Annotated in this window: 17 protein-coding genes; 9 read left to right on the top strand and 8 right to left on the bottom strand. The window is 70.4% G+C overall.

Annotation, left to right across the window (positions count from 1 at the left end; translation table 11 throughout):
• Positions 1-52 precede the first annotated feature (52 nt).
• On the top strand, positions 53-1,741 hold the full coding sequence (locus LXT21_RS38825) for an LVIVD repeat-containing protein (RefSeq protein ID WP_254043285.1): 1,689 nt from the start codon (positions 53-55) through the stop codon (positions 1,739-1,741).
• Here LXT21_RS38825 and LXT21_RS38820 read toward each other — a convergent pair.
• Both LXT21_RS38820 and LXT21_RS38815 read right to left on the bottom strand, forming a co-directional pair.
• On the bottom strand, positions 1,738-2,892 hold the full coding sequence (locus LXT21_RS38820) for a hypothetical protein (protein ID WP_254043284.1): 1,155 nt from the start codon (positions 2,890-2,892) through the stop codon (positions 1,738-1,740). The genes LXT21_RS38825 and LXT21_RS38820 overlap by 4 nt on opposite strands.
• Positions 2,893-3,022: 130 nt before the next feature.
• Positions 3,023-4,984 (bottom strand): HEAT repeat domain-containing protein, encoded by a 1,962-nt coding sequence (locus tag LXT21_RS38815; protein ID WP_254043283.1) that lies wholly within the window; start codon positions 4,982-4,984, stop codon positions 3,023-3,025.
• A gap of 184 nt (positions 4,985-5,168) precedes the next feature.
• Between LXT21_RS38815 and LXT21_RS38810 the strand changes: the two genes are divergently transcribed.
• The 4 genes from LXT21_RS38810 to LXT21_RS38795 are packed head-to-tail and all read left to right on the top strand — an operon-like array spanning position 5,169 to position 7,950.
• The gene (locus LXT21_RS38810; protein WP_254043282.1) at positions 5,169-5,591 is read left to right on the top strand and encodes a hypothetical protein; all 423 of its coding nucleotides are present in this window, start codon (positions 5,169-5,171) and stop codon (positions 5,589-5,591) included.
• An 8-nt stretch (positions 5,592-5,599) separates the two neighbouring features.
• Positions 5,600-6,763, top strand: coding sequence for an FG-GAP repeat domain-containing protein (locus LXT21_RS38805; RefSeq protein WP_254043281.1), 1,164 nt, complete (start codon positions 5,600-5,602; stop codon positions 6,761-6,763).
• Between the two features lie 33 nt (positions 6,764-6,796).
• Positions 6,797-7,246 carry a hypothetical protein gene (locus LXT21_RS38800; protein WP_254043280.1) on the top strand — a complete coding sequence of 150 codons (450 nt, stop codon included), beginning with the start codon at positions 6,797-6,799 and terminating at the stop codon, positions 7,244-7,246.
• Complete coding sequence (locus LXT21_RS38795) at positions 7,243-7,950, top strand: solute carrier organic anion transporter (RefSeq protein WP_254043279.1); 708 nt, start codon at positions 7,243-7,245, stop codon at positions 7,948-7,950. Before LXT21_RS38800 ends, LXT21_RS38795 begins: the two co-directional genes overlap by 4 nt.
• A 64-nt stretch (positions 7,951-8,014) precedes the next feature.
• On the opposite strand, the gene LXT21_RS38790 is transcribed toward LXT21_RS38795, so the two are convergent.
• The 5 genes from LXT21_RS38790 to LXT21_RS38770 all read right to left on the bottom strand — a co-directional run bounded on the left by LXT21_RS38790 (position 8,015) and on the right by LXT21_RS38770 (position 14,138).
• Entirely contained in the window at positions 8,015-8,851 is an 837-nt protein-coding gene (locus tag LXT21_RS38790; RefSeq protein ID WP_254043278.1) for a Hint domain-containing protein, read from the bottom strand.
• 46 nt (positions 8,852-8,897) lie between these two features.
• Complete coding sequence (locus LXT21_RS38785; RefSeq protein ID WP_254043277.1) at positions 8,898-10,409, bottom strand: M4 family metallopeptidase; 1,512 nt, start codon at positions 10,407-10,409, stop codon at positions 8,898-8,900.
• A 221-nt stretch (positions 10,410-10,630) separates the two neighbouring features.
• The gene (locus tag LXT21_RS38780; protein WP_254043276.1) at positions 10,631-11,443 is read right to left on the bottom strand and encodes a hypothetical protein; all 813 of its coding nucleotides are present in this window, start codon (positions 11,441-11,443) and stop codon (positions 10,631-10,633) included.
• A gap of 20 nt (positions 11,444-11,463) precedes the next feature.
• Entirely contained in the window at positions 11,464-13,203 is a 1,740-nt protein-coding gene (locus tag LXT21_RS38775) for a M1 family aminopeptidase (RefSeq protein ID WP_254043275.1), read from the bottom strand.
• 98 nt (positions 13,204-13,301) lie between these two features.
• Complete coding sequence (locus LXT21_RS38770; protein ID WP_254043274.1) at positions 13,302-14,138, bottom strand: Hint domain-containing protein; 837 nt, start codon at positions 14,136-14,138, stop codon at positions 13,302-13,304.
• Between the two features lie 477 nt (positions 14,139-14,615).
• Here LXT21_RS38770 and LXT21_RS38765 point away from each other — a divergent pair, with 477 nt between their 5' ends.
• Positions 14,616-16,646, top strand: coding sequence for a neutral/alkaline ceramidase (locus tag LXT21_RS38765; RefSeq protein ID WP_254043273.1), 2,031 nt, complete (start codon positions 14,616-14,618; stop codon positions 16,644-16,646).
• On the opposite strand, the gene LXT21_RS38760 is transcribed toward LXT21_RS38765, so the two are convergent.
• Complete coding sequence (locus LXT21_RS38760; RefSeq protein ID WP_254043272.1) at positions 16,633-17,064, bottom strand: PilZ domain-containing protein; 432 nt, start codon at positions 17,062-17,064, stop codon at positions 16,633-16,635. The genes LXT21_RS38765 and LXT21_RS38760 overlap by 14 nt on opposite strands.
• Positions 17,065-17,325: 261 nt before the next feature.
• Here LXT21_RS38760 and LXT21_RS38755 point away from each other — a divergent pair, with 261 nt between their 5' ends.
• From LXT21_RS38755 to LXT21_RS38745, 3 genes are read left to right on the top strand one after another with little or no spacing between them, the layout of a single operon-like run.
• On the top strand, positions 17,326-18,747 hold the full coding sequence (locus tag LXT21_RS38755) for a hypothetical protein (RefSeq protein WP_254043271.1): 1,422 nt from the start codon (positions 17,326-17,328) through the stop codon (positions 18,745-18,747).
• Complete coding sequence (locus LXT21_RS38750; RefSeq protein WP_254043270.1) at positions 18,737-20,905, top strand: hypothetical protein; 2,169 nt, start codon at positions 18,737-18,739, stop codon at positions 20,903-20,905. Before LXT21_RS38755 ends, LXT21_RS38750 begins: the two co-directional genes overlap by 11 nt.
• The gene (locus LXT21_RS38745; protein WP_254043269.1) at positions 20,902-22,236 is read left to right on the top strand and encodes a hypothetical protein; all 1,335 of its coding nucleotides are present in this window, start codon (positions 20,902-20,904) and stop codon (positions 22,234-22,236) included. The genes LXT21_RS38750 and LXT21_RS38745 overlap by 4 nt, the downstream gene beginning before the upstream one ends.
• Positions 22,237-22,244 lie beyond the last annotated feature (8 nt).

Raw genomic sequence — 22,244 nt, 5'->3', positions numbered from 1 at the left:
TTTGATTCGTTGCCCGCACTTTCGCGTGGCGTCATCCCCTCGAGGTCTCCCGATGCCGTTGTCCCTTCGCTCGTCCTGGGTGCTCTCCGTCACAGGGGGTCTGCTCCTCTGCGCATCCCCAGGTTGCCGCGACAAGTCAGACCCCGCCCCCGATGCAGGCTCGCCCGTCGACTCGGGCACCCCCGACGCCGGTTCGCCCCCCTGGGACGGCACGTACACCGTGCTCGAGGAGCTCGGCGACGCCACGGAGGACCCGGGCGTGCTCGCGCCCTGCGACGTCGTCCCCCAGGTGGGCGACAGCCCCACCGGTGGATGCCTGGACCCGTCCGTCTTCAACCTGTCCGCCTGCGACACCTCGACGCTCGGCAACGTCCCGGAGGACGGCATCTTCCACGTCCGGTTGCGACGGGACCCCCCTCCGCCGGACGGCGGCGCGCTGGACCCCTATTACACCGTGACGATGGACCTGGTCGGCGACGGCGGCCCCAGCAAGTTCTTCTACGCGCCCGTCACCCACGAAGTGCGCGACGCGGACCGCCTGCTCCTCGGCCTCCACACCGTGGGCCGCGACGGCGGTAGCACCACCACCGTGCTGGCCGGCTGCGAGGCGCCCAACGACCGCTCCTTCACGGGCTGCTTCGCCCGGTGCGTCAACGGCCGCGTGGTGCAGCGGGCCACCGCGCACGCCGACCGCATGGTGTGGCGCGAGGGCGAGGCGGAGTCCTCCGGTGGCCTCTCGCTCGTGTCCGAGACGTACGTCGCGCAGGGCACGCCGCTGGACATCTACGTCGCGAAGAACCACGCGTACGTCGTCTCCGCCAACGCCTATCTGCGCCCTGGCAAGCCTGGTGGCATCACCGTCTTCGACGTGACGGACCGGAGCCACCCGGTGCTGAAGAAGGTCATCAGCCTGCCGGATGACCAGCTCTGGAACAGCGTGTGGGTGAAGGGGGATGCGCTGTACGTCGCCAGCCAGGACACCGGCATCGTGGTCTTCGACATCTCCGACCCCGCGGACCCGAAGCTCGTGCGCCGCGTGCCGTCCAGCGCCCCGTACGCCGTGCACACCGTGCTGGTGGACGGAGACCGCCTCTACGGCATGGGCCTGTGGCCCTCCAGCAACACGCTGGTGTTCGACGTGTCCACGCCGCTCGAGCCCGTGCTGCTCCAGCGGCTCGCGTTCCCCCTGGCCGGCGCCTACGACGGCGCCCATGACGCCTTCGCCTACCAGGGCCGGCTCTACATCAGCCACTTCGAGGGGGGCCTCAAGGTCGTCGACGTCGCGAACCCGGACGACATGAAGCTGCTCGGGACCTACGCATACCGGAACACCACCGCGCATCACAACGCGGTGGGCACCTTCGCCGGGCGCACCCTCGTCTTCGAGGGCGGCGAGAACCACGGCGCGCACCTGCGCGTGCTGGACGCCAGCGACCCGGCGAACATCGTGAAGATTGGCGAGTTCAGGCTCCGCCCCACCACGTCCATCCACAACATGCTCCTGGTGGGCTCACGCCTGTACGTCGCGTGGTACCAGGAGGGCGTGCGCGTGCTGGACGTGTCCAACCCCACGCAGCCCCGGCAGGTCGCCTACTACAACACGCACCGCGAGACGGACCCGGAGCGGACCGATGACGTCTTCGAGGGCGCCATCGGCATCCGCATTCCGGGGGACGGCTACGTGTACGTCGTCGACACGTCACGCGGCCTGCTCATCATGAACGAGCTCGCGGGCCCCTAACTGCAGATGCCCAGGGGTTGTGAGCCCTCCACGCCGAGCAGCGGTATCTTGTGGGTGATGCCCGCCCACTGCGCGATGGTGATCCACCAGGTCTTCTTGAAGAAGAGCACGCGCACCTTCGCGTAGGCCTTGAGGGTGCCGGACAGCGCGTTGAGGTCCAGGTCCGTGCGCAGCTTCCAGTCGAGCGAGCACACGGGCCAGAACACCTCGCCGGAGGCGGGGAGCGTGGCGTTGATGAGCGCCAGGCTCCCCTCCACGCCGATGGCCACGACGATGACATCCACCGACGCGGACGCGGTGACGTTGGACCAGCCGCCCGGCGTCGCCGACAGCCGCGCCACCGTGGGGCCCACCAGCCCGCTCACCGTCAGCTTCACGCCGCCGGACAGGGACGCCTTCACGGTGACGGGCACCGGTCCAATCACGAACGTCTTGGACACGGAGAAGAACGTGCGGCTCCAGTTGATGGGCGGCGGCGAGTACGTGGCGTACAGCGGCGTGGACCAGACCTCCTGCCCCAGCACGTACAGCGCCGCGGTGCCGCTGTTGGCGCCCCCGTTCTGCCCCACCACCTGCGCGCGCCCGCGCACCAAATCGTGCTCCGAGGAGAACACCTGGGCGAACACCTTGCCCTCGGCCACGGCCACCACCTTCTTGTCCGCGTTGACCGTCGCCGTCTCCGCCGTCAGCACGGCGTTGAGGTGATAGCCCGCGCCGAACAGGTTGTTGCCGAAGCGCTCCGTGCGCACGTAGGACTTGTTGAACGTCTGAGACGGATTGGTCCACGGCATGATTTCCGTGGGCGGCGGCACCATCGGCGTGAAGGCCTCCGGAATCGTGGCCTGCTGGATGTCGATGTTGTGCGTGAAGTCCGCGGCGTCGTACTGGAGCTGCCCTCCCGTGCGGTTCGTCTCGTCCTGGAGGATGGCGTACTCCTGCGTGACGCTGTAGCTCGCGCCCGGCGAGAAGGGCGCCACCTGTGACTCCCAGGGCACCCTGTCATTCAACCGGTAGCCCGGCGCATACGTGACGAAGGGATACTTCGAGGGCTGCACGACGTACGGCGTGGCGTCGACGTAGCTCTGCGCCGCGACGAGCCCTGGAACGACGACCAGCATCAGCGCGAGCGCGCGCGATACCGCCCTGTTCATGGGGGACCTCCCGAGGGATGGATGGAAGAGGTCTATTTACTCCGAGTGAAGTCGAGAATGTGATTGAAAGTGACTGACACCGCCTCGGGGTGAGGGGTTGTGTCTGACTTCTCACGCTCAGCCGGAGGTGTCAGGGCTGAGGCGTGGTGGGGGTTTCCACGTAGGTGTTGGCCATGCGTCGCAGGTCCGGGTTCTTCTCGTGCTGGCTCGCCCAGCGCAGCAGCGCCAGGGCGCCCGGGGTGGCGTGGCGGTGCTGGCCGAGCAGCTGGAGGATGTCGGAGCGCACGCCATCGGAGGCGTCCTCGCGCAGGGCCTGTCCCAGCACGGGCAGGAGCAGCGGCTCGAGCGGGCGGAAGCCACACGCGAAGACGGCGGCGCGGCGCACCTCGGAGGCGGTGTCATTCACCAGCCGCTCCAACAGGAGCCGGTCCGCCTCGGGGCCAGGGATGTTGCGCAGCGCGACGAGCGCGGCCTCGCGCACCCGGGAGGCGTCGGAGCGCAGGGCCTCGGTGAGGGTGTCGAGCACGCCCGGTGAGCGGGTGTTGCCCAGCGAGCGAAGGAGCAGGGCGCGTTGCTCGGCGTCGCGCGCGGCGCGGTAGTCGTTCTTCAGCTCCTGCACGAGCGCCTCGGCGTCGCGGCCCGCGGTGTCGCTCAGCTGGAGCGCCGCGTTGCCCAGGGCCAGCGTGGCGGTGCCGCGCAGCTTCGGGTCGTCGGTGCGCGACAGCTGCCGCAGCGTGTCCACGCCCTCGCGGATGGGGTTGTCCGCCATGCCCAGCGCGGAGACGGCGTCCATGCGCACGTCCGACGTGAGCGCGGTGTCCCCCGTGGCCTGGACGAGCGCGCGCAGCGACTCCGGCGTGCTCGCCGCGGAGAGCGCGCCCAACATGGCGCTGGCGGCCTGCGGGGACAGGCCCTGGGTGCGCAGGAGCGCGGGGATGCGAGCGGCCTCCTCGGGGCGCAGCAGCAGCAGGGCGCGCAGCTGCTCCAGGGCGCGCGTGCGGGCGTCGTCGCGGGCCTTCTCGTCGGTGGGCAGCGAGAGCAGGTCCGCGAGGATGTCCTCCAGGCGGCGCTTGCCCAGCACCTGACGGTGGTGCGCGAGCGGGTCCGCCGACTGTCCCTGGAAGCTGGCCAGAGGGGCGGCGCGCAGGCGCCCGAAGCGCGCGGCGAAGGCGCCCACGAGCGTCGGCTCCTGGCGGCGCTCGACGAGCCGCAGCGTCAGCTCCATCGCGTTCGTCACCGTGGGCATCCCCTGGCCGGACTCCACGGTGAGCTGCTCGCGCGACTGGAGCGACTCCAGCCCCCCGTCCTCGCCCAGCTCGAACGTGGCGCCCCCGCTGACGCTCATGCGCGGCGACGTCCCGAGCGGCTGGAGTCCCTGGGGCGTGGCCATGGCGGTGTACTCGCGCTTGCGCTTGTCGAAGCGGCGCTCGCCCTGGCGCTGGTACTCCGCCGAGTACTGGCCGGAGGTGTCCTGCTCCTCGGTCCGCCACGTCGGCGTGGCCACGCCCTCCCTCACGAACTGGGACGTGGCCACCACCGAGCGGAGCAGCCCCATCGCGAGCTCGTCCACGCCCTGCTCGAAGTGGGCGAGCGTCACCGCGCCGCGCGCGTCCCGCGTCGCGAAGAACGGCTGCGACAGCGCCGCCTCCATCGCCTGCCGCGTCTCGGGCGCCAACGCCCCCTGTCCCTCCACGTCCAGCGTGAAGGCGGTGGGCCGGAGCTGGAGGCGCACGATGGCCTCCGCGCCCTCCGCCGAGACGAGGCCCTCGTCCCACTCACCCCGAAGGGTGATGCGCATGCCGGGCGGCGCGGCGCCCTGGGGCGCGGGCTGTCCGGCGAAGGACATCGTCAGCCCCAGCGTCAGCGCGTGACGGCGCAGCGTGCCCGGCACCCAGGCCCGGGGGTCTCGTGGCGCGAGGGGCTCGGAGGGCGCCGCGTCGGGGTCCGGGAGGGTGTGTGTCTTCGCGCGGACGTGGGCGACGGTGGGGTCGGAAGACGTCGTGTCGGTGGCATTCTTCCACCACACGCCACCCAGTCCCGCCAGGAGCAGGATGGCTGCCAACGCGACGACGTTCAGCCGCTTGCGGCGCATGTGTCCCCCCGGGACGATTCCTTGACTTGGGTACGGCACCCAAACCACGCTTGTGATTGCAGGGTCGGGAACGAAGAGGTCCCGAGGATATAGCGAAACCCGTCGGTGGGGGGCTGACCCGATGAAGCCACGTCGCCATCGTCATCTCGCACTCCCGGTGTGCGAGCTTGAAGCGCCCTCGACCTTGAGGTGGAGCGGGTGGTGGGGGCTCCTCGCCGTGCTGGGATTGATGGCCTGTGGTTCCCGGGAGCAGGCGCCGCCGCCCCTGGTGCTGGGCGCGAGCGTCCAGGCGATGCGTGGCTGCCCCGCGGCCCGCTCGGCGTCGGTCCAGGACTCCTGCATGGCGGGCTGTCACGCGGGCTGCGGTGATGGCCTCTGTCAGGACGAGACGGAGGCCACCTGTCCCGTCGACTGTTTCTGCGGGGACGGCGCCTGTGTCGCGGAGGATGTGTCGAGCTGCCCCGTGGACTGTGGTTGCCCCGGCTCCTGCGCGGGCGCATGTCACACGGCGACGCTGGCCTCGGCGAAGCACGCCTGCCCGCGTGACGCGGTGCCCGGACGCCTCTTGCCCGGTGACCCGTTCGCCATTCCCGACCTCCGGCCCTAGGAGCCGTCATGTCCCGGTACTTCTCTCTCGGGTGGGCCTGCTGCGCGCTGCTGGCGTGCTCGTCCTCGACCATCTCTCCCCGCGGCTTCGCGGACGTCCAGTGGCTGGGCTTCACCGAGGCGGGGGTGACACACGCCGCGGGAGGCACCCAGGCGCGCGGGCTGCACACGGCCGACGTCGACGGGGACGGGGTGAAGGACCTGGTCCTGGTCGCCTCTCAGACCGAGCAGGTCTGCATCCTGGACGGCGCGGGGAAGGGCGCCTTCTCCGCCCCCCGCTGTCTGTCGGCGGGCACCACGCCCATGGACGTGGCGGTCGGCGACGTGAACGCGGACCGTCGTCCGGACCTGCTCATCGTCGGCCACTTCGCCAATGCGTTGACGGTGCGGCTGGGCGAGCCGGGCGGCGGCTTCCGCGAGGGTGTGCCCCACTCGCTGGGCAACCACTCGCAGCAGGTGCGCGTGGCGGACCTGGACGGTGACGGGCTGCTGGACGCGATGACGAAGAACGCGGGCTCGGGGGGCTACTTCAACATCACCTTCCTGAAGGGGAAGGGGGACGGCACCTTCGGCGCGGCGGAGCCCCACTCCGTCACCGGGCTGCCCCGGGACCTGGTGCTCGCGGATGTCAACGCGGATGGTCGGTCCGACGTGCTGGTGCTCAACACCAACAGCTTCACGGTGGACGTGCTGCTCGCGACGGAGCGGGGCGAGCTGTCCGCGGCGGCGCCCGTGCGCTTCGCCGGCTCCGCGGACGACGAGCCCTTCCGCCTGGTGTCGCTGGATGTCAATGGGGACGGGCTCCTGGACCTGGTCATCTCGCACAGCGTCTCGGACTCCGGTTATCTCTCCGTGCACCTGGGGGACGGACGGGGCGGCTTCACCGAGGTGTCCTCCATCCCCGCGGACTCGCCGGGCGAGATGGTGGTCGCCGACTTCAACCAGGACGGCCGCGAGGATGTCGCCTTCGCGGGGCTGACCGGGGGCGTCTACCTGCTGCTCGGCGAGGTGGGTGGGGTGTTGGGGGCGCCCGCGCTGGTGGCCGCGGGCACGATGCCCTCGTCCCTGGTGGCGGAGGACCTGGACCAGGACGGCTTCCCGGACCTGGCCTGGACGACGCGCGACTCGGTGGAGGTGCTCCTGGGCTCCACCGTCCGCGTCCCACGCCGTTGAAGCTCGCGCAGTGCATCCATCGAGGAGGTTGGCATGAAGCAACTCTGGGTCGTCGTCTGTCTCGTCACCGCGGGCTTCGCCAGCCCTTCCTGGGCGCAGCTCAGTGGCCGATGCGGTGGGGATGACAACCTCACGCCGCAGCAGGTCGCCGGACGCAACGCCTGGGCGCGCAAGTGCAACTACATCTCCGCGGCGAAGGAGACCATCCTCAACGCCGACAACGAGTACCAGGTCTTCGCCAACGGCTGTTTCCAGTACCCCTGCTCCACGAACAACTGTCAGTACTTCGTGCCCGTGTCGGCGAGCGCGCCGTGCGTGTCCGGGCTCATCAACCTCGGCTCGTGCGTGGCCTCCCGTGAGCGCCACGCGCCGCGCGAGGGACTGCTCGCCTATCTGGAGACGCTCGAGGCGCCATGGCCGCCCGAGTGGTTCCGGTTCGCCGCCGCTCGCGACGCCTCGCGGGACGCGGCGGGCCCGACATGAGCGCGGCGAGCTTCGTCGCGAGGCTCGCGGTGGTGGCCCTGTGGCTCACGGCCTGTGGCCCCGTCTCGCCGTCCGAGTCGGAGGACGGGCTGGGCGAGGCGTCCCAGGCGCTGCCCTACTGTCCCTGTCCGATGATTCCGCTCCAGGAGGCCCCGGGCGTCGACCCGATGCTGCCCCAGTGCAACATGGCCTACTGCGAGGTCTGCGGGGACGGCTACTGCGCGCCCTCGGAGAGCCCGTGGAACTGCCCCTACGACTGCGGCCCCGCGAGCGTGTGCGGCGACGGTGCCTGCAACGGCGCGGAGACCGAGGGCAACTGCCCGTCGGACTGCTACTGCGGTGATGGCCAGTGCAAGGGCGAGACGGTGTACTCGTGTCCCGTCGACTGCGGCTGTCCCAACCCCTGCGGTGACGGGGTCTGCGGCGCGGGCGAGTCCACCGCCACGTGCCCCACGGACTGCGGCACGGCGTGTGGTGACGGCGCGTGCAACGGCGCGGAGAACCTGTACACCTGCGTGCAGGACTGCGGCTTCTGCGGTGACGGGGTCTGCGCCGGCACGGAGAGCTGGGGCTCGTGCCTGGACGACTGCGGCTTCTGCGGCGACGGGCTCTGCTCGGCCCGGGAGTCACCCTACACGTGCAGCCAGGACTGTGGCTTCGGCGGGTCCTGCATGCTGCCCCAGTACCCCTGCAACATCCCCTGACGTGTCGGGGAGGCGGGGCTCCGGCGCGCTGACCGGAGCCCCGTGACGGCGGGCGGCGTGGGGACTACAGACCGCCGACGTCGACCTCGTCCCTCAACGACAGCCGGTAGTCATCCTGCGCCCACTCGTTCTGGAAGCGCACGGAGCCGGTGAGGAAGCCCTCCGCGTTCATCACGTTCTCCAGCTTCACGTGGCTCTCCGGCCGGACGTTCCACACCTGGCCCTTGAAGCTGAAGACGGTGACGCGCGTCAGGTGCAGCGTCTTGCCGTCGGCGCCCATCAGCGTGTCGCCGGCCTGCAGCGTGCGGGCCTTCACCATCGTCCCGTCGCCGAGCACCATCGGGTGCTCCGCCGTCACTTCCAGCCGGCGGCCTTCCTTCGTCTCCAGGGCGAAGATGTCCTCCTGGGTGTCACCCGCCACGTAGCTGCGGATGGCCTGCTCGCCGTAGCGCAAGAGCCCCGGCTCGGAGGTGGGGCTCAGCGCGGTGACGGTGGTGACGCCGGACGCGTAGGCCTCCGGAATCGGCAGCATGCGGCCGTCGAAGGCCACCTTCTGGCTGGGCGTGGTGCAGCCCGCGACGCAGGTGCCCAGCTTGTTCAGCCCGGTGATGCACGCGGAGGCCTCGTCCGCGGGCACGTGGAAGCTGCACGTGGAGCCCCCGGGCACCGCCGGGTACGCGTAGCAGCCGTTGGTGAAGACCTGGTACTCGTTCTCCGTGTTGAGGTACGCCTCGCGCGAGGCGGTGATGAGGCCACACTTGCGCGCCCAGGCGTTGCGGCCCCGGGCGAGGTCGATGGTGACGAGCTGGTCGTCCTGGAAGCAGCGCGTGGACAGCTGCGCCAGGGCGGTGCTCGACAGACACACCGAGAAGACTGCGGCTGCGATGAAGACGTTCTTCATGGGTTCTCCTTGAGGTGGTGGGGTGGGACTTCCGCTCGGCGCGGGCTCAGGGCACGCCCGCGGCGCCCCAGGCGTCGCGCACCGCGTTCACGACCGAGGCGTCGTACCGGTCCGTCGCGGCCTGCACGGTGTAGGCCTTGGCCTGGGACATGGTCGTCGTCGACGTGTAGTAGTTCGTCGCCGCGAAGTAGAAGGTCTGCGCCGCGCGGTTCATGCCGACGCCACCCACGTTGATGGCCGTCTTGCCACGCGGGTGCGTGCCGCCCGTGACGAGCAGCTTGAAGACCAGGTTCTGGATGCCCGAGTTCCAGTGCACGCCACCGTTGTCGGCGGTGCCCGTGTAGCGCTCGGGGTAGTAGTCACGCGACGAGTTGTCGCGCGTGGGGTTGTCCATGTAGCGCAGCGCGTCCCCGGAGATGTTCGGCGTCCAGATGTCCTCGCCAATCTTCCAGACGTCCGCGTCCACCGCGCCGCCGCGAGCCCAGCTCTCGCAGATGGCCGCCGCGATGTCCGACAGGCTCTCGTTCAGCGCGCCGGACTCGTTGCGGTACACGAGCCCCGACTCGTACTGCGTCACCGCGTGGGTGATTTCGTGCGACACCACGTCCAGGTCCAGCCCCAGCTGGCCCGAGTTCACGTTGTCGCCATCCCCGAACACAATCTGGATGCCGTCCCAGTACGCATTCACATACGCGGAGCCGTAGTGGACGGTGCTGGTGATGGTGGCGCCCCGGTCGTCGAACGAGTCGCGGCCGAAGATGGTCTCGTAGCAGGCGTACGTGGTGCCGATGTGGTCGTAGTTCCGGTCGATGTGGGCGTCGCCCGTGGCCCCGCCACCCTCCTGGCGCCGCAGGGTGCCGGGCGTGGTCCACTGGTTGTTGGCCGAGTGGAGGCGCCGGTCGAGCCCCCCGTGGATGAGCGGGTGCACGTCCAGCACGCGGCCCGACGACGCGTCCACGTAGACGCGGTCCTTCGCGGGCGAGTCCTCGCGGGTGCCCACGCGCAGCACCTCATAGGCGGCCGACAGCGGACCGTCGGCGCCCAGGAAGTAGACGAAGCGCGGCTCGCCCTCGACCTTCAGCGTGTCCAGGCCCTCCAGCGCCGCGTCGGTGACGGCGTGCAGCGGCAGCCGCGCGAGCGCCGCCGGCTCCCCCGCGCCGCGCGCCGAGCCGTTGGCCGCGTACACCCGTCCCTTGTCATTCACGTGCACCACCAGCTCGCCCCCCTTCACGGGGACGCCGTGGCGGGTCTGGTCGTAGCGCACGTGGGTGTAGCCCAGCTCGTCCGTGCGGCTGGTGCGCAGCGTGAGCTCCTCGGCGCGCAGGCCGAACACCGGCGCCAGGCCCCGCAGCACGGGCGCGAGCGCGTCCCCCGCCTTCAGCGAGACGAGCGAGCGGTCCACCGTGCCGAGCGTGCCGCGGATGAAGCTCGGGGTGCCGTCCTTGCCCGCGTCGACGATTTCCACGCGGCCCAGCGCCGCCAGCGCGGCCTGTCGAGCCTCCGGGGTGTTGTCCCGGGTCGGGTCCACCGGGGCCTCGCCGCAGGCGACGCTCCACATGGCACAGCACGCCCCAATCAATCCCAGTTTCCAAGTCCGAGTCACGACGCGCTCCTTGTCTTGCGGGTAGGTGCTGCTCTGCATGGCTCCAGCGCGCGCGGGCCTCCCACGCCTGCGCTCGCTCGGCAGGGGCGGAAGGGACGGACGTGTCGTGTCGTCGTCGGAGGCCGACGGCGCTGGCACTGCGGGACCCATGGGGATGGGTCCAGTCCGGTGGCGGACTAGAGGTGCGCGGTCATCCGCTGGACCTCGGCGGGGCTGGCCCCCGACTCCGCGAGCCCGGCGATGAGCGCCTCCCTCAGGAGGCTCTTGAGCCGGGGGTTGTCGAGCCGTGTGTACGTGTCCACGGCGAGCTGCCGGTCCACCTGCGCCAGGCGGAAGAGCAGGTCGTACTTCTCACCCACCAGTCCCTTCTTCACCGAGTCCGACAGGCCGCTGTCGATGGGGGACAGCGCCAGCGACGTCATCGCGTCGCGGGCGGAGGGCTCGTTCGGCGCCAGCTCGAAGAGCAGGTCGATCATCGCCATGCGCTCGAGCACGGGCTCCGGCTTGTTCTCCATGAACTGCGTGTCGGCGGGGAGCTGCTGCAGGGCGGTGGGGTCCGCCAGCTCGCTGCGCAGGCCGTCGACGCGGGAGGCGCCCTCGCGCGCCATCTCCTCGACGAAGACCTCCTTGCGGAAGAACGCGTTGAAGCGCCCCGCCCGGTACTGACGCGCGGACTGGCGCGCGGCCTCGCGCCGCGTCTTCTCCTCCACCTCCATGTCGTCGGCGGGCGGGGCCGCCTCCGCGCTCCCGACCTGGGCCAGGGGCGCGGCGGGACGTGGCGCGGTGGCGCGCGAGGCCTGGGGCGCGGCGGGCGAGGGGGCGGCCCGGGTGTCGGCGGTCCGCGCGGGCTCTTGCGCGGAGGGGGAGCGCGGGCGGACGAGCCCATACAGGCCCGTGCCTCCGAGCACGACGAGCGCGAGGCCCGGTCCCATCCATCGCCAGCGTCGGGGAGCTGGGGGCCGGGGATTGTCGGCGGGAAGTCCGTTCATGGCTCCACTCCTTGAAGGAATCAGAACAGCCAGCGCGCGGGGGCGGGCTCGGCGTCGAGCCCGAGGAAGCGGCGGTTCACCACGCGGTTCTCGGGGTCCACCGTCACCTGCACCACCGGCTCCGGGAAGGGCACCGTCACCGTCAGGGTGTCCGACTGCGGCGACAGGCCGTAGTCGAGCGTCACGAGCCTGCGCTGGGTGGCGCCCTCGACGAGGACATCCACGGAGACGGGGTAGTGCGTGCCGGACACGGAGCGCTGGACGGCGGTGAGGGTGAGCTCGCCGTCCTCCAGCGCGTGGCTCACCTCGAAGAAGGGCCAGTCCGGGTCACCGCCGCCGTACACCCACGCGTCGAAGTACGGCCCCAGGTCCTCGCCGGACGCCTGCTCCAGCGCGGAGCGCAGGTCCGCGACGCTCCGGTCCGCGGGGACGGACAGGAAGTTCTTGATGGCTTGCAGGACGGTGTTCTCGCCCAGCAGCGGCTCCAGCTGGAGGAAGAAGAGCATGGGCCCGGTGCCGTAGACGTCCGACGCGAAGGAGAGGAAGACGGGGGCCGGGTCGTCCTCGGGCTGCGGGTAGTACGCGGCGGTGCGCGCCAGCCTGTCCCAGTACGCGCGCGTCTGCTCGGCCTCGCCCGAGGGGCGGCCGCGCAGCTCGTAGCGGTACGTGAGGTACTCGGCGATGGCCTCCTTCCACACGAAGTCGAACGGGTTCGACAGCGTGGTGCGATTGCCCGCCCACTGGTGCACCACCTCGTGCATCAGCGTGTGCATCGTCATGTGCGCGTAGTCGCGCCTGAGGTCCGGCAGGTCCTCGCGCAGGATGAGGTTGGCGGGGTGCTCCACGCCCAGCCACTCGGTGGGCGCGCCCGCCACGCGCAGCTCGGTGCCGTACGGCAGCGGGCCCAGCTCGCCGATGACCCAGTTGAGGTACGCCTTCACGTCCGCGGCCACCAGCGACGAGGCGAGCTTGCCGCCGGGCACCTCGTGGAAGACGACCTTGAACTTGTTGGTCTGTTCGGTGAGCGTGTTCGAGCGCCACGCGGGATTGGAGGCCACCGCGAACGACGAGTACGTGGGGGCCTTGGTGAGGCCCGTCAGCGTGCACTTCGTGGTGGTGTTGTCGGGGCGCGTCAGCTGCCCCGGGCACAGCACCCGCTCGCCCGTCGCGTGCTTCACGGTGAAGACATACTGCGTGAGCTGGTCCGTGCGGTCGTCACAGGGGCCGAAGCGGTCGCACGACTCCACCCAGCTCAAGAGATACGAGAAGGTGTTTCCGCCCCGGTCCGTGCGGCGCGAGAAGCCCACCTGGGTGAAGTCGTACGTCTCCAGGGGCACCGTGTAGCGCGCCTCCAGCTTCACCTGGCCCGCGAACTGGCCCCGGCCGCAGACGCGGATGCCCTGCTCGGTGGACTCCGAGCGGGTCGGCTCGGCGTCGTTCCAGCGCAGGTCCCTGAGGCCCTGGGGCGCGTTCACCACGAAGCAGTCGCCGCCCGGCGGCGCGACGTCCAGGTACAGCGTGGACTTCGCCTCGCCTGTCTGCGTGGCGAAGTCGTAGTCGTAGCGGGTCACCCGCGCGGAGAAGTCACCCTCGGGCCCCAGGGGCACGAACGGGTGCGACTGCGCGGCGAGCGCGTCGTGGGCTCCCTCCGGCTCCACCGTGGGGCCACAGCCGAGCGCCCCGAGCGCCCACGCTCCCCAAACCCCCTGCGTGAGAACACCTGCCAGCTTCTGCGCGGCCCATCCTGGGATGCTTCGCATGGCGTCCTTGTCGTGAGGTGACGAGCACGATGAAGCGCGAGAGCCCCGACCCAAGCCCCCTGGGGGCCCTCGCGCAGGTCCAGACAGGGTCCGCGTGACTACAGGCCGTCGACGCTGGCCTCGTCACGCAGCGACAACCGGTAGTGGTCGTCCGCCCACTCGTTCTGGAAGCGCACCGAGCCCGTGAGCAGGCCCTCCACGTCCAGCACGTTCTCAATCTTCTCCTTGCTGAGCGGCTGCACGTTCCAGGTGGTCCCCTCGTAGCGGAAGACGGAGACGTCCTTCAGGTCCACCTTCTCGCCGTGCACGCCGAGCAGCACGTCGCCGGCCTGGAGCGTCTTGGCCTTCACCATCTCACCGGTGGCGAGCACCATGGGGTGCTCGGACGTCACCTCGACGCGGCGGCCGTCCACCGTCTGCAGGGCGAACACGTCCTCCACCGTGTCGCCGGCGACGAAGGCGCGGATGGCCTGCTCGCCCGTGGTGGGCGCCACCAGCGACGCGTCCTTGCTGAGCGCCGTCACCGTGCGCACGCCGGACGCATACGCGTCCGCGATGGGCCAGTACTCACCGCCGAAGGACACCTTCTCCTTGGCCGTGTAGCAACCCGTCACGCACGTGCCCAGCTTCACCAGGTTGGGGATGCACGCCGCGTTCTCGTCGGCCGGGATGAAGAAGTTGCACGTGGCCGTCGGGCCGGTGGTCGCGAAGGAGTAACAGCCGCTCGCGAACACCTGGTACTCGCCCTCCGAGTTCAGGAAGTCCCGCTTCGCCTGGGTGATGTAGCCGCACCGGAAGGACCAGTTGTTGCGACCCTGGGACAGCGTGTACGTGGTCAGCTGGTCGTCGGTGAAGCAGCGCGTGGACAGCTGCGCCGACGCCGACGTGGAAAGCACCGCGCACGCGAGGACAACCAGATACGACAGTCGCTTCATGGCTCGCTCCTGGAGGCTGGGGCTGCTGGGTTTTCGCTGTCCCGGGATACACCCGTGTTCACTCGCAGTAAAGTGGATTCCCGCTGAATATGGGATTCCCGGCGGCGAATGTTGGCTGTTATTGATTTGCAGTGTCTGCTGATAATTCCATCCGCGCCTCTCGCCGCGGGGTGGCGTGTCCCGGGGTGAAACCCCTGTCTTCACGAGGGCTTGGAGTGTCGCGCTCTCTGCAGCGGCGCGGCCCGTGGTCTCAGGGGTTTCCACAGGTATGACTCGCGCGGGTCAGGTGCGGGCGCTTGAGGTGCGGGCTCCGTGGCTGTCATTGGGTTGCACTGGCAGTGTGTATTGCGTGTGGCGGCGGGCGGGAGTGTCGTCCTCCGACGCGAAGTGGCTGGACGGGGGCGGACAGACGCGCGAGTCCTTATGACGAGGCTCCACCCTGACGAAGGCGACCTCTCGGGCGCCTTGGAGGAAGGCATGCGCGTACACCCGGTCCGGCTGGTGCTGGCGTGGGTCCTCGTCTGGGGGACGGTGGCGTGGGGGCAGGGCGCCGCGCCCGGTGCGGGGCTCGGGGACTGCGAGGGCAACACGCGCTTCCTGGTGGGCGCGGGCCTGGGCGACATCACCGGCCCCGCCGCGGAGGTGGGGATGATGGGCTATGGCCAGCTCTCGCAGCAGACGGCGGGGCTCCACCAGCGGCTGCGCTCGCGGGCCTTCGTCATCGTCTCGCCGTGCAACGGACGTCGGGTGGCCATCGTCAGCGCGGACCTGGGGATGATGTTCCAGGCGGTGAAGACGCAGGTGGTGGAGCGGCTGCGCGCGCGCTTCGGCGCCGTGTATTCGAATGACAACGTGCTGCTCGGCGCCACGCACACGCACTCGGGGCCGGGCGGCTTCTCGCACCACACCCTCTACAACCTGACGACGTTCGGCTTCGTGCCGCAGAACTTCGAGGCCATCGTCTCCGGCATCGTCACGTCGATTGCCCGGGCCCACTCGCGGCTGGGGGAGGGGACGCTGCGGCTCGAGGCGGGGGAGCTGCTGGGGGCCAGCCTCAACCGCTCGCCGGAGGCCTACCGGCTCAATCCGTCCTCGGAGCGCGCCCGGTATCCCCATGACGTGGACACGCGGATGACGCTGCTGCGGATGACGCGCGCGCAAGGCGGCGACGTGGGGCTCATCAACTGGTTCGCCGTGCACGCGACGTCCATGGGCAACGACAACCGCCTCATCAGCGGGGACAACAAGGGGCTGGCCTCGTACTGGTTCGAGAAGGCGCACGACAAGGGGGACACGTTCGTCGCGGCCTTCGCCCAGGCGAACGCGGGCGACGTCACGCCCAACATCCTGGGCGGCACCCATGGCGGTGGGGCCGACGACTTCGAGGACACGGAGCTGTCCGCGCGCAAGCAGCACGACTTCGCCGCGCGGCTGTGGGCCCGGGCCACGACGCCGCTCGTGGGGGGCGTGGACTCCCGGCACACCTTCGTGAAGATGGACGCGGTGGACGTGGCCCCCGAGTACACGGATGGGACGCCGCGCCGCACGTGTCCCGCGGCGATTGGACTGTCGATGCTGGCGGGCGCGGAGGATGGGCCCGGCTATGGCGTGGAGGGCGCGTCGTGCGCCGTCATCCATGACCTGTGGAGCCAGTTCACCTGCGCGCTCATCACCACGCCCTGCCAGGGCGAGAAGCCCATCGTGCTGGAGATGGGCACCATGCTGCCGCACCCGTGGAGCCCGGACGTGCTGCCGTTGCAGCTGGTGACGGTGGGGCCGCTCGCGCTGGTGGCGGTGCCGTTCGAGGTGACGACGATGGCGGGGCGGCGGCTGCGCCGGACGGTGCTGGAGCGGCTCGGGCCCCGGGGCATCACGGAGGTGGTCGTCGTGGGGCTGGCCAATGACTACGCGGGCTATGTCGCCACGCGCGAGGAGTACGCGCGCCAGGCCTACGAGGGCGCGTCGACGCACTTCGGACCGTGGACGCTCGCGGCGCTGCAGCAGGGGTTCGACGCGCTCGCGGTGGGGCTCGGCGAGGGACATCCCGTGCCTCCGGGGCCTCCGCCCACGGACCTGCGCTACATCCAGGCGAGCCTCCGGCCCGGCGTGGTGTACGACGACAAGCTGCTCTGGGTGGAGTTCGGCGACGTCGTCACGGACGCCAAGGCGTCGTACGCGCGAGGGGACACGGTGAGGGTCACGTTCTGGGGCGGGCACCCGAAGAACGACTTGCGCCTGGAGGGGACGTACCTGCGCGTGCAGCGCAAGGGCTCCATCGGCGCGTGGGTGGACGTGGCGGATGACGGTGACTGGGAGACGCGCTTCCGGTGGGAGCGCGAGAGCTGTGTGCCCACGCTGGGGTGCTCGCACGTCACGGTGGAGTGGCACATCCCGCGCGACGCCGCGCCGGGCACGTACCGCGTCCTGCACGAGGGCGAGTGGAAGTCCGGCTGGGATGCGCGCGTGCGCCCGTACTACGGCGCCTCGCGCGTGTTCACGGTGAAGTGAGGGCGTCCTCGGCCGGTGGAGGGCTCGTCCGGGAGAGCAGCTCGCGCAGTCGGGGAGGTGGGGGCAGCAGCTGCACGCCGATGCCCGCTGTGGAGCCCCACGTGCGGGCGTGCGCGGTGTCGACGTGGCGCACCACCTCGCCCTCGCAGGTGAAGTCCTCGCCGTCCAGGCGCAGCGTCAACTCCAGCCGCGTGAAGAGGGGAGGGAAGGGCTCCTCGCAGCCGAGGAAGAGGCCGCCCTTGCAGACCTCGACGCGGTGGGCCTGGAGGCCCTGGGGATGCTGGATGCGGACGTCACAGGGGGCGGGAGTCCTCGTGAGGGGACGATGAGGGCTCGCGCGCGAGGTGGCGTGGCGTCGCGCGGCGGGTGGGCACGGCAGTGCATCGGAGTGTTCCGACAGGCAGTGCTCGCAGTGCATGGTCACCTCGCTCGGAGGGCTCCGCGGGGGCGGAGGGTCGACACCTGTCTGTATATCGGGTGCGGGAGCCCGTGTGACGAGGCCCCCGGGGCACCTCGGGACTTCATGCCCTTGGGATGACGGCTGGCGCACAGAGGGGCCTGGCGTGCAGCCCGCACGGACGGGTTCAACCCTCCCACTCGAGGGCCGAGGCGGTGTCGGACCGAGCTGGGAATCTGCGGCCTTCTCCATCCCGAGTCGGGGTCTTCCGAGGGGGCGTCGGTGTTCACACATCGGAGCTGGGTCGTCGTGTCGTCGCTGCTTCTCTCCGGTGTGGGAAGGGCGCAGGAGGCCGTCGTGCCCCCGCGCTGGGAGGAGACGGAGGCCTTCATCCAGGAGATGGAGCAGGCGATGACGCCCGCGTCCTCCGGCGAGGAGTCGGAGTCACGACCTGACGCGTCCGATGCGGCGACGCCGTGGACGAACGTGCTGCGTGTGGAGACCACGGCGTGGACGCTGCTTCCTCGCGGAGGCGTGGACGAGGGCTTCGTGCAGGTGGAGCCCCTGGTGGTGTTGGAGCAGGGCGAGGAGTTCCACCTCAACGTCGGAGCCCCGCTGCGGCTGCGGCTGTGGGGTGGTGGCGCGGGGGCGGGCTTCGTGAGGAAGGAGGACTGGGACACGCTGTCCGACTGGGGGCAGCTGGTGCGCCAGCTCTCGGTGGGAGTCGACGCGTCGAGGGCCCTGTGGGTGGGGAGGATGGATGGATACTCCCTGCTGTCCGGGCACCTGGTGCGGCGCTACAGCAACCAGCTCAATCCGGACTACCACCCCGCGGGCCTGGTGGCGGCGGGGACGCTGGGGCCGGTGTACGCGGAGGCGTTCGCCTCGGACCTGCTGGGGGCGCGACTCACGGGCGCGGAGGTCGCGTTGGATGTGCAGCATGTCCTCTTCGGGCGTCCGGATGTGCCCGGACGCTACACGCTGGCGTTGTCGGCGGTGCATGACTGGGGGAGGGCAGGGGGCGTCTCGGAGTCCATGACGCTGGCGCACGTGGACGGCACCGCCGTGGTGCTGCGGCGTCGGATTCAGGGCCGGCGCGTCGAGGTGCACGTGCTGGGCGGCTGGGGCGGGCGTCCTGGTGAGGGCGGCGCGTGGGGCGCGGTGGCGGGCGTGGGGATGGAGGCGGTGTCGACGACGCTGGATGTTCGCGCGCGGCTGGAGGGGCGACTGCAGCGAGGCGGCTTCCGACAGGGGGCCTTCGGTCCGGACTACGAGCTGGCGCGCTTCCGGGGGGTCGGCCCGTCCGCGGTGCCCATGGCGGAGGCGGCGTTCCCTGAAGGGGGCTCGGCCTACGGTGAGGTGATTCTCGGTTGGGACGCGGTGCGCCTGAGCGGGATGCGGCAGCGCCACGTCTTCGTCTCCCTGGGCGTGGAGGCCTTCACGTGGGGACGGGTGGATGTGGATGGGCGTGTGGAGGCGCAGCTGTTCCACCGGGACGTGAGCCTGGGCGTGGGCGGGCTGGCGATGGGCCTGGGCCAGTCGGGTGCGCGCTACCTCGTCTCGGCGGAGGCGCGGTGGCGCTTCCTGGGTGGACGGCTGTTCGCGGTGGGGCAGGGCGGCACGTTGTTGTTTCCCACGCCGGAGCGCGCGTTGCGGCCGGGGACTTTCGTGGCGGTGGGGATGGGGGTGGACAATGTGCGCTGAGCGCTCGCCGCGTGGCGGAGTCCTGCTCTGGCTGGTGCTCCTCACGGTGGGATGTGCCTCGCGGGCTGGCTCGGAGGTCGCCCTCGTTTCGTTCGCGAGCCGGATGCCGATGTCCGCGCTGGAGCGCGGCACCTTCGCGAGCGCTCCCACGGGCGACTCGCTGGAGGACGAGGCCGGCCCGCTGCTTCACCGCCGTCGTGCTCCGCAGACACTTCCTGGGGCGGGCGTCCTCAGTGAGACGACGTCCCTGCCTTTCATCGATGCCCTGTCCAAGGCCTGCGGTGAGGTGCCTCCGGGGTGGCCGCGCCTGTCCACGGACGAGGAGGTGCTGTCGCCCTTCCTGGGGTGCGCCACGCCAGCGGCCTTCCTGGCCTTGCAGCGCACGGTGGACATGCCTCGGTTGGTGGAGTCCCTGTCGGCCTGGAATGCGGTCCGGCTGGGCGCCCTGGGGCCGATGGAGGCGGAGGCCGCAACCGTCCTGCTCAAGAAGCGCGTCGCCTTTCTCGCCACCGTGGCCGAGAGGCATGGCCCAGGGCAGGCGGAGGTCCTCGCGCTCTTCGTCCTGCACACGGCCTTCGACGACGAGGTGCGGGAGGTGCTGCGCCTGCTGGCCGAGGACAAGCTGCTGAGGCGTGTCCTGGGGAACATGGAGCTCGTCGCCGAGGAGCTGCGTCAGCGCGGCATGTCCCTCGTGGACTTCCCGGAGCGAGACTTCCGTGCGGGGGATATCGCGCGAGGACTGGGAAGGGCGGCGGATGACGTGGCGTCCTCCATTCCGCTCGTCGCCGGGAGCCGGAGCGTGGAGGTGTCCTCGCTGCCCGCGCAGCTCCCGCCGGTCTATCGGGCCGCGTACCAGGAGGTGGAGAAGGCGCGGTACCTGGGGGCCTTCGCGCCGGGCAACGTGGCCCTCGCGTCCTTCGACCACCTCACCTTCGGTGTGCCGCTGGGCTTCTACTCACTGGCCGCTGGAGCGGTGCACGGTGGGGCGTCACTCGCGCGAGGGGAGTACGAGGAGGCGACGCGACAGTTGGCGCCCGCGGCGCTGCTCGTGGGTTTGTACGCGGGAGGGAAGGGCACGCGTGGCTTTCGTGAAGCGGGGCTGGAGAGACAGGAGGGCGCGCAGCCCCAGGTGACAGTGCCTCGTGTGGAGGCGCTGAAGGCGGTGTTGGAGCGGGTGAGGGCGCGGACGGGCACGAGCTCCGTGGGGGAGTTGGCGCGTCATCTCCAGCAGGGTCGTGAGTCGGCCCTCCTGGTGGCGGAGTGGGGCGAGGCCGGAGCGTTGGCCCTGCACGAGGCACGAGGTCACGCGGCTCGAGCACAGGCCCTGCTGGCGGTGCGGCACGGGGAGCGCCCCAGTGGCACACCCACGCAGCAAGGCGCGGGGAAGAGCCGTGGTGCCAGGTCCCTTCCGCCATCCGAGTCAGCGGGCATCCCCGCCGAAGTGGCGGAGGCGAAGTTCCGACAGGTGGAGGCCGAGGTCGGAGGGGCGCGTCTGTCGATGGACGTGGCCGCCCTGAGGGCCCATCGCGAGACGCTCACGCGAGCCGCTCCTCCGGGTGCCGACGTGCACCCACTCTGGGCGGACTACCTGTCGTATCTGGAGAAGCGGGTCACCGAGCTCCAGGAGGGGATTGCGTCCAAGGGCCCGCTCCCGTGGGCGGGCTACCAGCTCGCACGTGAGCGGTTTGCACGAGGTCTGGCCTTCGAGCGCGACATGGTCATCCTCCTGGAGGCGGACGCGGTCCTGCCGAGGACACAGCGACGATGGCTCCAGGACTTCGAGCAGCCGCGCATCGAGACGCATGTCGGGGTGGCGAAGGCGGACCTGCGCTTCGCGGATGTGCTCGTCATCGAAGCGCGACCCACGGCCGGGCAGCCGCCGCGAGTGGAGACCTTCAGCTTCAAGAGCCGGGACCTCCGGCGGATGGACGCTGATGCGCTCGGCGCGCAGATGACCACGGACGCGAGGAACGCGTTGCGGTACTACGGAGGGACGCTGGATGTCCTCCGGAAAGGAATCCGACAGCGTGCGCAGGTCCAAAGGGTCCGGCTCGTATATGAGGGGAAGGGACTCAAGCCCAAGATGGCAGAAGCGCTGGATGCCACCCTGGGCGAAGTCCAGGACAAGGTCAGAGGGGTGGAGGTGATGGTTCAATGAACGTGCTGGATGCGCACGGCTCGGGCGTCGACGACAACTTCCTGTTTTCGTTCGAAGGTGCCTTCGAGCCGACGGCCGAGCTCGAGCAGGACGTTGCTCCCTTCCTCCAGGCCCTCGTCGACCATGCTGGCCCCTGGATGCCAGACGTCGTCAAGGGACGGCGCAGGCGCAGATTCTCCCGTGAGAATTTCTGGGAAGCCCTGAAGGAGCGCCGCGACGAGAACAGTACGTCCATGGGCCTCTATCGGTCGCACGCACCCGAGCTGGATGTGATGCTCAGCTTGCGGTTGCCTCCGCTCGTCCCGAAGCTCCGAATCTGGGTCGACGTGAAGCCCCTCTCACTCTTCTCTGGAAGAGAGGTGTGTGGAGGGTTCATCGACGCGGCCCGTACGTGGGCCACTCACTACCTGACGCCGTATGCTTCGGCCCACAGCATGGCGGACCGCGAGCTGGCGGGCTTCCCCCACTTCGGCCGGGACGTCGAGGTTTCGCGCAGAGATGGCTTCGACAAGGTCTACGAAGTCTGCTGGCTGAACGTCTTCGGTCCCCAGCTCGTGGAGCGCGTGGGCAGAGAACGGGTGCTCTCGACGCCCGCGCACCTCGTGGAGGCGCTCCCCAATGGCTCCGTCCTCGTGGTGCTGCGGCCCACCGCCGCCGACTTCGCCAGCGAGGATGCGCGTGTCGCGCAGGCCCGCGCGCATGTCCACCTGCGGCCGGACCTCGACTTCGACACCGTGCTGCGGACCTTGAGGGAGCGCAGCGCCGCGCTGGCTCCGGTGGAGCCTCGCTTCCATCCGGACGTGGCGCCGTTCCTCTCGCGGCTACCGGACGAGTTCGCCGTTAGCGAGCGTCAGCGGAAGATCTCCGAGCTCAACGCCTTCCATCCCCCCGAGCCCGAGGAGTGGCTCCCCGTCGCCCTGCCCTCGGACGTGGAGCATCCCGAGCGCGTCCTCGCTTCCTACGGAGCCCTGTCCGAAGGACTCGTGGCCGCGCTGCACACGAAGGTGCCGTCCATCATGGACGAGACGGCCCAGTCCCTCACCGACCTGGACTTCTACTTCTGGCGGGAGAACTTCCCGGAGCGGTATGTGCGGGACCTCGTCGATGGGCACACCGCACCGGCGCTCGGTGCCTATCTGGGCGACGTGCTGGTGCGGCGGCTGGGAGGGACGTGGGTTCCGCGAGAGAGGAGGGAGGAGTCGCAGGTGCGTGTCGGCACGCGCGTCTGGCTCCCCTTCCTCCGTGCTCGCAGGTACCTGCAGTCGCGCCAGTCCCTGCTGGACGCCTCGCTCACCCAGTTCTTCAAGGAGGCGGAGCGACACGCGTCCTGACGCGTGCC

The sequence above is a fragment of the Myxococcus guangdongensis genome (assembly GCF_024198255.1).
Taxonomy (GTDB): Bacteria; Myxococcota; Myxococcia; order Myxococcales; family Myxococcaceae; genus Myxococcus; species Myxococcus guangdongensis.
Note: the sequence above shows the minus strand (reverse complement) of the source record. Positions and strands in the feature narration are given on the sequence as shown.

Bases quoted from the DNA above. Each gene is read 5' to 3' on its own strand.
- LXT21_RS38805 (WP_254043281.1), top strand. From the start codon at position 5,600: ATGTCCCGGTACTTCTCTCTCGGGTGGGCCTGCTGCGCGCTGCTGGCG.
- LXT21_RS38825 (WP_254043285.1), top strand. From the start codon at position 53: ATGCCGTTGTCCCTTCGCTCGTCCTGGGTGCTCTCCGTCACAGGGGGT.
- LXT21_RS38820 (WP_254043284.1), bottom strand. From the start codon at position 2,892: ATGAACAGGGCGGTATCGCGCGCGCTCGCGCTGATGCTGGTCGTCGTT.
- LXT21_RS38815 (WP_254043283.1), bottom strand. From the start codon at position 4,984: ATGCGCCGCAAGCGGCTGAACGTCGTCGCGTTGGCAGCCATCCTGCTC.
- LXT21_RS38765 (WP_254043273.1), top strand. From the start codon at position 14,616: ATGCGCGTACACCCGGTCCGGCTGGTGCTGGCGTGGGTCCTCGTCTGG.
- LXT21_RS38770 (WP_254043274.1), bottom strand. From the start codon at position 14,138: ATGAAGCGACTGTCGTATCTGGTTGTCCTCGCGTGCGCGGTGCTTTCC.
- LXT21_RS38745 (WP_254043269.1), top strand. From the start codon at position 20,902: ATGAACGTGCTGGATGCGCACGGCTCGGGCGTCGACGACAACTTCCTG.
- LXT21_RS38790 (WP_254043278.1), bottom strand. From the start codon at position 8,851: ATGAAGAACGTCTTCATCGCAGCCGCAGTCTTCTCGGTGTGTCTGTCG.
- LXT21_RS38760 (WP_254043272.1), bottom strand. From the start codon at position 17,064: ATGCACTGCGAGCACTGCCTGTCGGAACACTCCGATGCACTGCCGTGC.
- LXT21_RS38800 (WP_254043280.1), top strand. From the start codon at position 6,797: ATGAAGCAACTCTGGGTCGTCGTCTGTCTCGTCACCGCGGGCTTCGCC.
- LXT21_RS38795 (WP_254043279.1), top strand. From the start codon at position 7,243: ATGAGCGCGGCGAGCTTCGTCGCGAGGCTCGCGGTGGTGGCCCTGTGG.
- LXT21_RS38775 (WP_254043275.1), bottom strand. From the start codon at position 13,203: ATGCGAAGCATCCCAGGATGGGCCGCGCAGAAGCTGGCAGGTGTTCTC.
- LXT21_RS38780 (WP_254043276.1), bottom strand. From the start codon at position 11,443: ATGAACGGACTTCCCGCCGACAATCCCCGGCCCCCAGCTCCCCGACGC.
- LXT21_RS38785 (WP_254043277.1), bottom strand. From the start codon at position 10,409: ATGTGGAGCGTCGCCTGCGGCGAGGCCCCGGTGGACCCGACCCGGGAC.
- LXT21_RS38750 (WP_254043270.1), top strand. From the start codon at position 18,737: ATGTGCGCTGAGCGCTCGCCGCGTGGCGGAGTCCTGCTCTGGCTGGTG.